Origin of the sequence: Mycobacterium sp. shizuoka-1 (assembly GCF_002723835.1) — a bacterium.
GTDB lineage: Bacteria > Actinomycetota > Actinomycetes > Mycobacteriales > Mycobacteriaceae > Mycobacterium.
The window spans coordinates 1-12,400 of sequence record NZ_BEWG01000101.1 but is presented as its reverse complement, the minus strand read 5'-3'; the positions used below and the strand labels follow the sequence as shown (position 1 = coordinate 12,400).

The following is a 12,400-nucleotide window of genomic DNA, read 5'->3' as shown; positions in this document are numbered from 1 at the left end:
GCGCCGCCGCGGCGGCCGCGACGTCGGATTGGGGTTCCGGGCGCGGCGGCGGGGGCGGTGCGAACGGCGGCCCCTGGACCGGGACGACGGGCGGGACGGGCTGTTCGCCGTTCTCAGACGGTCGCCGGTGCGATCCGCCCTGCTCGGGCGCGGCTTCTGGCTCGGGTTCGGCGCGGCGGCGCCGGCGCGGCGGCGCCGCCTCCTCGGGTTGCTGTGGCTGCGCGGCAACCAGCGGTTCCTCGGGCACGTCGATGATCGGGTTCTCCGGGGTGGCCGGACGGCTGCCGGTATCCTCGGGGCGCACCGGGGCGATGCGGCTGCTCTCGACGCGCCCGGGCACCGGCGGCATCGTCGTCGTGTCGCGGGTCCAGTCGGCGGCGCGATCACCCTCCAGGGCGGGCCGCTGGCCCAGATCGGCGTCGAACAGGATCTCCAGGTTGGCGCGCAGCGCCGCCAGCTCCGAGCGCAGCGCGGCCACCTCGTCGGTGGCCTGCGCACGCAGTTCGGAGGCCAGTTCGCGGCGCAGGTGGGACTCGACGCTCAGCTCGTACTCGCGGCGAGCCGAGATCTCGCGGTCCAGCTGCAGGTCGTAGACCAGCTTCAGATCGCGGGCCCGGGCGGCGTCGATATCGCTCTGCCTGCGGTAGATCACCGAGACGAACGCCGCGATCACCGCCGCCCACAGGGACAGGATGACCGCGAGTTTGAGCAGCTCGACACGGTTGGTGAACACCAATGCGGAACTGGCCGCAATGGCTAGGACCAGCAACACCGTCAAGAGCAGCCAACCCGGCCTGCGGCCGCCGCGCCGATTCCTGGCGCCGCGGGACAGAACGGTCATGGGCTGACTGTACCCGCGCGATGTCCGTGCGCGTGTCGTCGAGCTGCGGCGATTCGCCGCCGGCGGCTATTCGCGGGCGGCGTCGGGATCGTCGGTCGGCTCGCCGGGCGACTTGCAGCAATGTTGCAGCCACACCGCCGCGACCACCAGGGCCAGCGCGCTCAACGCGGCGATGATCGAACCCGGGGTGTCCGCCCGCGCATGGCCGGTCCGGCTCAGCAGCAGGTAGACCACGACCCCGATCCACCAGCCCAGCATCAGCGCCCCGACCCACGCCGAGGCCTTGGCGATCACCACGCTGCGGGCCACGGCCAGCGGGTGCAGGCGGCCACCGCCCGTGCCGATCTGCCCGTCGCGGATCTTGGCGCGCACCGAGACCGCCCAGGCGGCCTCGAGCGCGGCGACGGCCAGCAGTGACAGCCCGGTCCATGCCGTGATCGGTGGAAAGTAGTGATAAAGCACCCGCATCAGCAGCCAGGTCAGGGCCGCGACGCCGAGCACCGCGACGGCGAGGTCGCGTTTACGTGTCGGCCCCATCAGCCGTCCAGCCGCAGAGGCGTCAGCCGCACTCCGTCTCGGTCGACCGCCTCGAGTTCGGTCAGCAGGCGGTCGACGCGCTGACGCTGACCGGCCACGGTCAGCTCGGCGTCGGGGTCGACGGCCAGCCACGGGATCATCACGAACGCCCGCAGGTGGGCCAGCGGGTGCGGCAGCGTCAACCCCTCGTCGCGGGAGAACACCTCGGTGCCGCCGTCGGAACAGGACACCAGGTCGACGTCGAGGGTGCGCGGGCCCCACTTCTGCTCGCGCACGCGGTCGTTGGCGTTCTCGAGGGCCTGCGCGCGACGCAGCCATTCGTGACCGTCGGCCTCCGGGTCGTCGGCGACCACGACGGCGTTGAGAAACGGTCCCTGCTCGACCCCACCCCAGGCGTCGGTCTCATAGACGGGCGACAGCGCGCGCACGGTGTCGCCGAGTCCGACCACCGCGGCCTTTAGCCGTGCCATCCGGTCACCGAGATTGGAACCGATCGAGAGCACCACTCGCGTCACGCGCCACCTCCGGCGGGAACAACCTGACCCCGCCCGGCGCGCCGGGACCGGCGGGCGACCACGGCGACATCGGCGAACGTCAACGGGATCGGGGCGTCGGGCTTGTGCACCACCACCTCGACGGCGTGCACTCGCGGGTCGGTCATCACGTCCTCGGCGATCTCGGCGGCGACGGTTTCGATCAGATTGCGGGCCGGCCCGCCGACGATGGCGGCGGCACGCTGGGCCAGGGTGCCGTAGTCGTAGGTGTCGGCGAGGTTGTCACTGGCGGCGGCGTCGGCCAAGTCGATCCACACGGTGATGTCGACGACGAAGTCCTGCCCGTCGCGGCGTTCATGGTCGAACACGCCGTGATTGCCGCGGACCGTCAGCCCGCGCAGTTCGATGCGGTCAGCCATTCATCCACGCTCCCACCACTTTCACCGCGTCCACACTGGCCCGGACGTCGTGCACCCGCACCCCCCACGCTCCGTGCAGACCGGCCAGCGCCGAGATCACCGCGGTCGCGGTCTCCCGGCCATGCGGCGGGCGGACGGTGCCGTCGGGTGCGGCGAGCAGCGCCCCGAGGAATCGCTTGCGAGAGGCGCCCACCAGCACCGGAATCCCGGTGGCCACGAAGGTGGGTAGCGCGTGCAGCAGCGCCCAGTTGTGCCGCGCATCTTTGGCGAATCCCAGTCCAGGGTCGATGATGAGGTTCTCCGGCGCCACCCCGGCGGCGATCGCGGCGTCGACGCCGGCGAGCAGTTCGCCGCGCACCTCGGCGACCACGTCGCCGTAGGCGGGAACCTCGTGCGGATGCTCGGCGCTGACCGACCGCCAGTGCATCAACACCCACGGCACCTTGGCCTCCGCGAGCAAAGGAGCCATCGCCGGGTCGGCCCTGCCCCCGGAGACGTCGTTGACGATGCTCGCACCGTTGTCCAGAGCGGCTGCCGCGACCGCTGCGTGCATGGTGTCGATACTCACGGTGATGCCTTGGGCGGCAAGCTCTTTGATGACAGGCACGACGCGGGCTGCTTCCACCGCGGCGTCGATACGCACCGCGCCCGGGCGGGTGGACTCACCGCCGACGTCGACGATGGCCGCACCCTCGGCGGCCAGTGCCAGCCCCCGCTCCACCGCACATGCCGGATCTAGATAGCGTCCGCCGTCGGAAAACGAATCATCGGTGACGTTGACAACCCCCATCACCTGCGTGCGCAGCCCGTGTGATTGCGTCATTTACGCAAGATGAGTTCCAGCGCCTCGGCTCGGGATGCCTTGTCGGTCTTGAATTGTCCGCGCACCGCCGACGTCGTGGTGGTGGCTCCCGGCTTGCGCACCCCGCGCATCGCCATGCACAGGTGTTCGGCTTCGATCACGACGATGACGCCGCGCGGCTTGAGCTTGCGCATGACCGCATCGGCGATCTGTCCGGTCAGCCGCTCCTGCACCTGCGGCCGTTTGGCGTACAGGTCGACCACCCTGGCCAGCTTCGACAACCCGGTCACCCGGCCGTCCTCGCCCGGGATGTAGCCGACGTGAGCGACCCCGTGGAAGGCCACCAGGTGGTGCTCACACGTCGAGTACATCGGGATCTGCTTGACCAGCACCAGCTCGTCGTGTTGTTCGTCGAACGTGGTTTCCAACACGGTGTCCGGGTCGGTGTACAGGCCGGCGAACATCTCCCGGAACGCCCGGGCGACGCGCGCCGGGGTGTCCTTCAGGCCCTGGCGGTCGGGGTCCTCCCCGACTGCCAGCAGCAGTTCGCGAACCGCCGCTTCAGCCCGCGGCTGATCGAAGAGCGGGGTGTCCAGCGTGATCGAATCCGGCTGCGCCATTGAAGCTCCGTTCGTCATCCGCCGTTGGCCGGCGGTTTCGACCGCCCACCGTCCTCACCCGGGTCGTCGTGCGGGCCGGCGTTGGGGCCGGCGTGGCGCGGCTGATAGGGCGGATACGGCTGCCCCTGTTGGGGAGCCGGCGGCCCCCACCCCGGCGCGGGCGGCGGCGGATACCAGTACCCACCCTGCGGCGGCGGGCCCTGCGGCGGCCAGCCCGGGGCGTGCCAGCCGGCGGGCGCACCGTAGTCGGGCTGGGTGGAGCCGGGCTGGCCGGCGGGCTGCGGGCTGGTGTGCGCGCCGTTGCCGTTGCCGTTCCCTGTTCGCGCCTGCTGCGCCTGCGCGGCAGCGGTCGCCTGGGCGATCGCTTTCTTGAACGCCGGCTCCGGCATCGGCTTCGGCCACGGCTCACCACGTTCGATGGCCAGCTCACCCGGTGTCTTGATCGGCGGCTTGTCCGACGGGATGCGCCCACCGAAGTCGTCGAACACCGTCAGGCGGGGCCGCTTCTTCACCTCGGTGAAGATCGCCTCCAACTCCTTGCGGTGCAGCGTCTCCTTCTCCAGGAGCTCACCGGCCAGGGTGTCGAGCACGTCGCGGTACTCGGTGAGGATCGCCCACGCCTCGGTGTGGGCGGCCTCGATGAGCTTGCGGACCTCGTCGTCGATGTCGCGGGCGACCTCGTGGCTGTAGTCCGACTGGGTACCCATGGTGCGACCCAGGAACGGATCGCCGTGCTCGGTGCCGTACTTGACGGCACCCAACTTGGAACTCATGCCGTACTCGGTGACCATCGCGCGGGCGATCTTGGTGGCCTGGTCGATATCGGACACCGCGCCGGTGGTCGGCTCGCGGAACACCAGTTCCTCGGCGGCGCGGCCGCCCATCGCGAACACCAGCCTGGCGATCATCTCCGAGCGGGTCATCAGGCCCTTGTCGTCCTCGGGCACCGAGACCGCATGGCCACCGGTGCGGCCGCGGGCCAGAATCGTCACCTTGTAGATCGGCTCGATGTCGGGCATCGCCCACGCCGCCAGGGTGTGACCACCCTCGTGGTAGGCGGTGATCTTCTTCTCCAGTTCGGAAATCACCTTGCCCTTGCGACGCGGTCCGCCGATCACCCGGTCGACCGCCTCCTCCAGCGCGGCCGCGGTGATCACCGTGCCGTTCTCCCGCGCGGTCAGTAGCGCGGCCTCGTTGATGACATTGGCCAGGTCGGCGCCGGACATGCCGACGGTGCGCTTGGCCAGGCCGTCGAGGTCGGCGTCGGGAGCCATCGGCTTGCCCTGCGAGTGCACCCGCAGCACCGCCTTGCGGCCGGCCAGGTCGGGGCTGGTGACCGGGATCTGGCGGTCGAAGCGGCCGGGACGCAGCAGGGCCGGGTCGAGGATGTCGGGCCGGTTGGTGGCGGCGATCAGGATGACGCCCTGGCGGTCGCCGAAGCCGTCCATCTCGACGAGCAGCTGGTTGAGGGTCTGCTCGCGTTCGTCGTGACCGCCGCCCAGCCCGGCGCCGCGCTGGCGGCCGACGGCGTCGATCTCGTCGACGAAGATGATGCACGGGCTGTTCTGCTTGGCCTGTTCGAACAGGTCGCGGACCCGGGAGGCGCCGACACCGACGAACATCTCGACGAAGTCGGAGCCCGAAATCGTGAAGAACGGAACTCCGGCCTCACCGGCGACCGCGCGGGCCAACAGCGTCTTGCCGGTGCCCGGCGGACCGTAGAGCAGCACGCCCTTGGGGATCTTGGCGCCCAGCGCCTGATACCGCGACGGGTTCTGCAGGAAGTCCTTGATCTCGTAGAGCTCCTCGACCGCCTCGTCGACGCCGGCGACGTCGGCGAACGTGGTCTTGGGCATGTCCTTGGAGAGCTGCTTGGCGCGCGACTTGCCGAAGCCGAAGCCCATCCGGCCGCCGGTCTGCATCCGGGAGAACAGCACGAACAAGCCGACCAGCAGAAGCAGCGGCAGCATGTAGACCAGCAGTGAGCCCAGGATGCTGCCCTGGTTGACCGTGGTGTTGGTCTTGACGTTCTTGGCACTCAGGGCGTTGAACAGGTCGACCGCGTAGCCGGTCGGGTACTTCGTGATGACCTTGTTCGAGTTGTCGGTGTCGCCGTTGCCGTTCTTGAGCTCCAGGCGAAGCTGCTGTTCCCGGTCGTCGATCTGCGCGCTCTTGACGTTGTCGCCACTGATCTGCGCCATTGCCACCGAGGTGTCGACGGGTTTGAAGCCACGGGTGTCGTCACTGAAGTAGAAGAACGACCAGCCGAGCAGCAGCACGACGGCGATCACCGTGAGCGTGCGGATCACGTTTTTGCGGTTCATCAAGCATCGGCCGTTGCGGCCCGGTCCTTCCGATATGCGCAGCTGGGATAGTTCAGGCTACCGCTAGACCAACGTCGGCAACTGCCCCCAGGGTTTCCGTCTGCCACCAGTCGGTGTTCGCTGTGCGCCGAATCGGCTCTTTCGGGGCGCGCACAACCATGCTTGGCTGGCACGGTGCTCGCTTCGACCGAACGGTTAGTTGACTGCGACGGCGTCCGGCTCCGGGTGCGCGAGGCCGGTGACCGCGACGCACCGGTGGTGATCCTGGCGCACGGCTTCCCCGAGCTGTCCTACTCGTGGCGGCATCAGATCCCGGTCCTGGCGCAGGCCGGCTACCACGTACTGGCTCCCGACCAGCGGGGCTACGGGGGTTCCTCGCGTCCCGACGCGGTCGAGGCCTATGACATCCACGCGCTGACCGCCGACCTGGTCGCGCTCCTCGACGACGCCGGCGCCCGCCACGGCGTGTTCATCGGCCACGATTGGGGCGCCATGGTGGTCTGGTACACCGCCCTGCTGCACCCGGACCGGGTGCGAGCTGTCGCGGGCCTGTCCGTCCCACCGATCCCGCGGGCCCGGACCCGTCCGACCGTGCGGTGGCGGGAGAAGTTCGGCGAGGACTTCTATATGTTGCGCTTCCAGGAGCCCGGCACGGCCGACGCCGAGATGGCCGCGGACGTGGCCGCGACCATGCGCGGAATGTTCGACGATCTGTCGCCGTCGGCACCACCCGGCTGGCTGCGCGCCGACGAGTTCGACCACTACGTGTCCGAGTTCAGCGCAACCGGGTTCACCGGCGCACTGAACTGGTATCGCAACTACGACCGCAATTGGGAGTCCACCCCGCAGCTCGCCGATGCCCGCATCCGGGTACCCGCGCTTTTCGTCGGCGGCACCGCGGACCCGATCGCGCCGACGATGAACCCGGCGCGCGCCCGCGACGTGGTCGCGGGCCCGTACACCGAACAGTGGATCGACGGTGCGGGGCACTGGCTGCAGCAGGAGCGCCCCGAGGACGTGAACCGGATCCTGTTGGAATTCCTACGCGAAGTGGAGTCGTCATGACCGGCAGGCCGCTGCAATTCGGTGTCTTCCTCACCCCGTTCCACCCGGTGGGCCAATCCCCCACCGTCGCACTGGAATACGACCTGGAGCGAACCGTCGCCCTGGATCGGCTCGGCTTCGACGAGGCGTGGTTCGGCGAGCACCATTCCGGCGGCTACGAGCTGATCGCGTGCCCGGAGGTGTTCATCGCCGCAGCGGCCGAGCGCACCAAGCACATCCGGCTGGGCACCGGCGTGGTGTCGTTGCCGTACCACCACCCGCTGATGGTGGCCGACCGCTGGGTGCTGCTCGACCATCTGACTCGCGGCCGGGTGATGTTCGGCACCGGCCCCGGCGCACTGCCGTCGGACGCCTACATGATGGGCATCGACCCAGTGGAACAGCGACGGATGATGCAGGAGTCGCTCGAGGCCATCCTGGCGCTGTTTCGCGCCGGCCCCGACGAACGCGTCGACCGCCAGTCGGACTGGTTCACCTTGCGCGACGCCGCGCTGCACATCCGGCCGTACACCTGGCCGTATCCGGAGATATCCACCGCGGCAATGGTTTCCCCGTCCGGGCCGCGGCTGGCGGGTCAACTGGGCACTTCGTTGTTGTCGTTGTCGATGTCGGTGCCCGGCGGGTTCGCGGCACTGGAGGACGCATGGGGCATCGTCGTGGACCAGGCCGCCAAGTCCGGCCGGCCGGAGCCCGACCGCGCCACCTGGCGGGTGCTGGGCATCATGCACCTGGCCGACACCCGCGACCAGGCGATCGACGACTGCACCTACGGCCTGCAGGATTTCGCCAACTACTTCGGCGCCGCCGGTTTCGTCCCGCTGTCCAACGATGTCGAGGCGGCCGACCAGTCACCGCGACAGTTCGTCGCCGACTACGCCGCAGGTGGGGGCTGCTGCATCGGCACGCCAGAGGACGCGATCGCCTACATCAGCGATCTGCTGGAACGATCCGGTGGTTTCGGCACGTTTCTGATGCTCGGCCATGACTGGGCCGACCCGGCTGCCACCTACCACTCCTACGAGCTGTTCGCCCGAAAGGTCATGCCGCACTTCAAGGGACAGCTGCACGCGCCGCGGGCGTCACACGACTGGGCCAAGACCAAGCGCGACGACCTGTTCGGTCGCGCCGGTGAGGCGATCATGAAGGCCATCGGCGATCACGTCGGCGAACAGTGATTTCGGCGCGCAAACCGCCGCTGAGCGAACGAAAACGCGCCGAAATCGCTAGACCTCGGTGGGCGTTCCGGGCGTCAGCCACCGCACGTTCGGTCCCGACAATGTCCGGCGGGCAACGGCTTCCGGATCGCGGAAATGCGTCCAGCCCGCATAGTGCACGGGGACGGCGACCCGTGGTCGCAGCAGATCGATCAGCTCGGCGCCGTCGCGAGCGGTCATGGTGAAGCGGACGGGTCCGGTCAAGCCGAACCGCACCCCACCGAGATGGAGCAGGGCCACGTCGACCGGCATCCGGCGGGCGACCTCGCGCAGCCCGTCATAGAGCACGCTGTCGCCCGACATCCACAGTGCGGCGGTGTCCTCGCCGGTGCGGTGCAGCGCAAAGCCGTTGACCTTACCGGTGATCGGCCGGCTGAACTTCGGGCCGTGCCGCGCCGGGGTGGCGGTGACGCGCAGCGGTGCGCGCCCGGGTGCCGCCAGCGTGGTCGACTCCCAGTCCGCCAGGCCGCGGACGTTGCGCAGACCCAGCCGGTGCGCAGCAGGCACCGTGGTGATCACGGTGCCGGCCTGTCCGAGGACGGCCCGCCCGGCGTCGTCGAGGTTGTCGGCGTGTTGATCGTGGCTGAGCAACACCACATCGACCGGGGCGATCTCGGCCGACGGCTGTGCCGGTCCGGACACCTTGCGCGACGACGTGCCCCACCCGAAGGTGTAGCGCCGACCAGGGGCGTCGAATGTCGGGTCGGTCAGGATGCGCCACCCGTCGATCTCGATCAGGGTGGTGGGCCCACCGAGGTGGGTGAGCAGCGGCTTGGACATGAGTCAAAAATCTCACGCCGCACGCTACGGTGTCTGGCATGCCAATCCCCGGACGTCGTGTCGTTGTTGCGCTGGCTTCGATGGGGGCGGCGGCTGCCGTGCTCACCGGCTGTGATTCCGCACCGGCCGGACCGGTGGGCGCCAATCCCCGCCAGGTCACCGTGATCGGTGACGGCGAGGTGCAGGGCGTGCCGGACACCCTGACCGCCGACGTCGCCGTCGAGGCCGCCGCCGCCGATGTCACCGCCGCGATGAACCAGGCCAACGACCGGCAGAACTCGGTGCTCAACGCGCTCAACGCCAGCGGGATCGACGCCAAGGACATCAGCACCACCGGAGTGAGCCTGCAACCGCAGTACGGCGACAACTCGCTGATCACCGGCTACCGGGCCAGCAACTCGATCCAGATCAAGATCCGCAAGCTCGACACCGCCTCGCAGGTGCTGGCCAATGTGGTCAGCGCCGGCGGCGATGCCACCCGGATCAACTCGGTGAGCTACTCGATCGAGGACGACTCCAAGCTGGTCACCGACGCGCGGGCCCGAGCGTTCAACGACGCCAAGCAACGCGCACAGCAGTACGCCGAGCTGTCCGGGCTGTCGCTGGGCAAGATCATCTCGATCTCCGAGGCGCCCGGCGGCACGCCGCCGCCTCCCCCGGTCCCGATGCCGGCGCCGCGCGGCGCGATGGCCAGCGCGGTGCCGCTGTCACCCGGTCAACAGACAGTGAGCTTCTCGGTGACCGCGGTGTGGGAACTGAGCTAGTCAGTCGTCGTCCCAGTCTTGGTGGCAGTCGACATCGGCAACACCGTCGTTGTCGGAGTCACGATCCACGACCTGGCCGTTGACGGTGATGATGCACGACAGCTGGGTGCCGGTGGAACGAGCGCTGACCGAGTAGTTGGGCACGGACCCCTGGCTGATGAACGTCAGCGACCAGGGCGCCGCGACATTGGTGAGTTGCTGCGTGTTGTTCGCCTGGTCGCGGTAGGTGACGGTGGACAGCGTGCCGTCGGAGGTGATCGTGTACACCACGACGTCGCCACTGGCACCCGCCTGTGGTGCGGCGGCCAATCCGAGGACCGGCAGCGTCGCCAACAGGATCGCCGGAAGGACAGATCTGGTCATCGAGGTCTCTTTCATCGGTGGCGAGGCGCTCGCCGCATGCGGCGCACACCGTATCCGATTCCGGCCGGTGAGTTCCGTGTTCAAACAATGGTTTTCTTGTCGCTACGCCCGGTGAAACACCGGGTGACCGCCGTATTGCATGCTCGGGTCTGAGCCATCGCCGGTTTTCGCGTCGACATGCAGATGTAGCAAATGTCGCCCGTTCGGCGGACATCGCATTGCCCGCATCGTTGTTAGGTTGTCCCTCGGGGAACGCGTCGTTGTCGGGATTCACCAACCCCCTGGATTCGGTTAGGTCAAATCGCCTGCGCTGCCGATAAATTGAGCCGGCCGCGAGCCGATACCGGATCCGGCGACCTCGGCGCACCGTGTGAAGGAAGTGTCGTGGCCGCTGCCAGTCCGAAGAAGACCACCGTCAAGAGTCGGCGCCGCAAGTCGACCACAGCACAGTCTGCTGCGGCGCACTGGCTGCGCGTCGGCGCGGTGGGCTTGGGCCTGGGCGCGGCGGTCACCGTCGGACAGGGCACCGCCGCGGCGGCGCCCGATGACGGCGCCCAGAGCGGAACCCAGGCCAGTGCCACACACGGCAACGCTGCCAAGAGTGGCAGGACCGGCGCCACCACACCCCGACGCGCCAAGACCGGTCCCGCCCCGGACTCGCCCGCGGTCGGGAAGCCGGATCGCAACGGGCCCAACGCCCGTCTCTCGGTCACGACACCACGTGCGGACTCGCAGCCGGCCACGGTGGCGGTGACGCCCGCGCGCATCGCCAACCTCCTCACCACAGGCCTCCCGGCTCCCACCGCACTGCGCAACGCCGCCACCCTGCCCGTTCCCGCACCCCCCGCCGTGTTCGACATCGTGGGCAGCCTCCCGGCCCCGGTTCGGGCCGCGGCCGAGTCGGCGCCCGCCGCTGTCGACAACGCGCTAACCGGGATGGCGCGAATCCGATTGGGCCAGTTGCCTTCCGGACTGCCATTGCCGGCCAGCCCGGTCGGCGCACTGTTCGCCGCCGTCTCGGGTGCGGTCCGCGAAGTGGAGCTGGCCTTCGTCCGGCACAGCGCTGTCGGCCCGGTTGTCACCACGAGTCTCGACAACGCAGAACCGGAGGTCGCTCCGACGCGCGTGACACAACCTGCCGCAGCAGCCGGCACGCTCACCGAGGCCGAACGCGAGCAATCGCAGGCCGAGATCAACATGAAGCTCGGCTGGGTCCCGGTGCTCGGAACGGCCTTCAACGCACTGAGCCTGGTCTCGGACTTCCTCGGCTTCACGGTTGCGGCGTTGAGCGGCGACACCGCGGACATGGGCGACGAGCTCCGGGACATGGCCGTCGACCTGGTCGGAATGATCCCGATCGTGGGTGGGCCGCTGGCCGCGACGCTGCACTACGCGCTGGTGGCAGCGTCGGCGCCACCCAATCACGCCCCGATCGCCGTCACCGACAACTTCGGCGTCAACCAGAACACCCAGCTCACCGGCAACGTGAAGGCCAACGACACCGACGCCGACGGCGACCCCCTGAGCGTCGCCGTCGCCGCCGGCCCCGCCCACGGCAGTCTGACCCTGAACGCCGACGGATCCTTCACCTACAACCCGGCAACCAATTACTCCGGCGCCGACGGCTTCACCTACACCGTGTCCGACGGCAAGGGCGGCCAGGCCACCGGCACCGCCAACATCACAGTCAACTATGTTGCGCCACCGCCGAGTACGCCGACGCTCAGTCAACAGGTCGCGGCATTCGTCGGGACCACCAAGGGCCGGACCATCGCCAACCCGGACGGCTCCTATGCCGGGGAGTGCGTCTCCCTGGTCCGCCAGTACCTCGAGCAGGTGTTCAACATCCGCACCGGCGCCTGGGGTAACGCCATCGACTACCGCAGCGGCAGCTCAGGAGGCAACCAACTCGCCGCGCGCGGGTTCACCTGGCACACCGACCGCAACTTCCAAGACGGCGACATCCTCGTGTTCGGGCAGAGCTCACAAGGCGGAACCAGCGCATACGGGCACATCGGGATCTGGAACAGCGGCCAGTTCTACGACCAGAACGACGGCTGGCGGGCCAACGCCCGCACCGCGAATTACTCGCCGTTCGACAATTCCGCGCCCTACACCGACCGCGGCGTCTCCGCCGCCTTCCTCGGCTACTGGCGCGCACCCGCGGGCAGCACGGG

At 69.2% G+C, this 12,400-nt stretch carries 12 protein-coding genes and 1 pseudogene; 4 read left to right on the top strand and 9 right to left on the bottom strand.

Annotation, left to right across the window (positions count from 1 at the left end):
• The 7 genes and pseudogenes from MSZK_RS25555 to ftsH form a co-directional block, all read right to left on the bottom strand.
• Positions 1-841: DUF6779 domain-containing protein (locus tag MSZK_RS25555; protein ID WP_371411387.1), on the bottom strand; the 841-nt coding region annotated here is incomplete at its 3' end.
• A gap of 66 nt (positions 842-907) precedes the next feature.
• Complete coding sequence (locus tag MSZK_RS25550) at positions 908-1,378, bottom strand: DUF3180 domain-containing protein (protein ID WP_099251339.1); 471 nt, start codon at positions 1,376-1,378, stop codon at positions 908-910.
• Entirely contained in the window at positions 1,378-1,893 is a 516-nt protein-coding gene (gene folK, locus MSZK_RS25545; RefSeq protein ID WP_099251338.1) for a 2-amino-4-hydroxy-6-hydroxymethyldihydropteridine diphosphokinase, read from the bottom strand. The genes MSZK_RS25550 and folK overlap by 1 nt, the downstream gene beginning before the upstream one ends.
• Complete coding sequence (gene folB, locus MSZK_RS25540) at positions 1,890-2,240, bottom strand: dihydroneopterin aldolase (RefSeq protein ID WP_371411388.1); 351 nt, start codon at positions 2,238-2,240, stop codon at positions 1,890-1,892. Before folB ends, folK begins: the two co-directional genes overlap by 4 nt.
• A gap of 24 nt (positions 2,241-2,264) precedes the next feature.
• A pseudogene (folP, locus tag MSZK_RS25535) lies at positions 2,265-3,114 on the bottom strand (dihydropteroate synthase); the annotation flags it as partial.
• A complete protein-coding gene (gene folE / locus MSZK_RS25530; RefSeq protein ID WP_099251335.1) occupies positions 3,111-3,713 on the bottom strand; it encodes a GTP cyclohydrolase I FolE in 603 nt (200 codons plus the stop codon). The gene folE and the pseudogene folP, both read right to left, overlap by 4 nt.
• 14 nt (positions 3,714-3,727) lie before the next feature.
• Positions 3,728-6,037, bottom strand: coding sequence for an ATP-dependent zinc metalloprotease FtsH (ftsH, locus tag MSZK_RS25525; RefSeq protein WP_099251334.1), 2,310 nt, complete (start codon positions 6,035-6,037; stop codon positions 3,728-3,730).
• A 174-nt stretch (positions 6,038-6,211) separates the two neighbouring features.
• Here ftsH and MSZK_RS25520 point away from each other — a divergent pair, with 174 nt between their 5' ends.
• On the top strand, positions 6,212-7,102 hold the full coding sequence (locus MSZK_RS25520) for an alpha/beta fold hydrolase (protein WP_099251340.1): 891 nt from the start codon (positions 6,212-6,214) through the stop codon (positions 7,100-7,102).
• Positions 7,099-8,277: an LLM class flavin-dependent oxidoreductase gene (locus tag MSZK_RS25515; protein ID WP_099251333.1), complete on the top strand. Its 1,179-nt coding sequence runs from the start codon at positions 7,099-7,101 to the stop codon at positions 8,275-8,277. The genes MSZK_RS25520 and MSZK_RS25515 overlap by 4 nt, the downstream gene beginning before the upstream one ends.
• 48 nt (positions 8,278-8,325) lie before the next feature.
• Here the strand turns inward: MSZK_RS25515 and MSZK_RS25510 are convergent, their stop codons facing one another.
• A complete protein-coding gene (locus tag MSZK_RS25510; RefSeq protein WP_099251332.1) occupies positions 8,326-9,096 on the bottom strand; it encodes an MBL fold metallo-hydrolase in 771 nt (256 codons plus the stop codon).
• Between the two features lie 38 nt (positions 9,097-9,134).
• Here MSZK_RS25510 and MSZK_RS25505 point away from each other — a divergent pair, with 38 nt between their 5' ends.
• Positions 9,135-9,860: an SIMPL domain-containing protein gene (locus tag MSZK_RS25505; protein WP_099251331.1), complete on the top strand. Its 726-nt coding sequence runs from the start codon at positions 9,135-9,137 to the stop codon at positions 9,858-9,860.
• Here the strand turns inward: MSZK_RS25505 and MSZK_RS25500 are convergent, their stop codons facing one another.
• Positions 9,861-10,223 carry an MmpS family transport accessory protein gene (locus tag MSZK_RS25500; RefSeq protein WP_158230642.1) on the bottom strand — a complete coding sequence of 121 codons (363 nt, stop codon included), beginning with the start codon at positions 10,221-10,223 and terminating at the stop codon, positions 9,861-9,863. It lies immediately after the preceding gene.
• 384 nt (positions 10,224-10,607) lie between these two features.
• Here MSZK_RS25500 and MSZK_RS25495 point away from each other — a divergent pair.
• A partial coding sequence (locus MSZK_RS25495) for an Ig-like domain-containing protein (protein ID WP_099251329.1) occupies positions 10,608-12,400 on the top strand: 1,793 nt, incomplete at its 3' end.

Bases quoted from the DNA above. Each gene is read 5' to 3' on its own strand.
- MSZK_RS25510 (WP_099251332.1), bottom strand. From the start codon at position 9,096: ATGTCCAAGCCGCTGCTCACCCACCTCGGTGGGCCCACCACCCTGATC.
- ftsH (WP_099251334.1), bottom strand. From the start codon at position 6,037: ATGAACCGCAAAAACGTGATCCGCACGCTCACGGTGATCGCCGTCGTG.
- MSZK_RS25515 (WP_099251333.1), top strand. From the start codon at position 7,099: ATGACCGGCAGGCCGCTGCAATTCGGTGTCTTCCTCACCCCGTTCCAC.
- MSZK_RS25550 (WP_099251339.1), bottom strand. From the start codon at position 1,378: ATGGGGCCGACACGTAAACGCGACCTCGCCGTCGCGGTGCTCGGCGTC.
- MSZK_RS25500 (WP_158230642.1), bottom strand. From the start codon at position 10,223: ATGACCAGATCTGTCCTTCCGGCGATCCTGTTGGCGACGCTGCCGGTC.
- folE (WP_099251335.1), bottom strand. From the start codon at position 3,713: ATGGCGCAGCCGGATTCGATCACGCTGGACACCCCGCTCTTCGATCAG.
- MSZK_RS25505 (WP_099251331.1), top strand. From the start codon at position 9,135: ATGCCAATCCCCGGACGTCGTGTCGTTGTTGCGCTGGCTTCGATGGGG.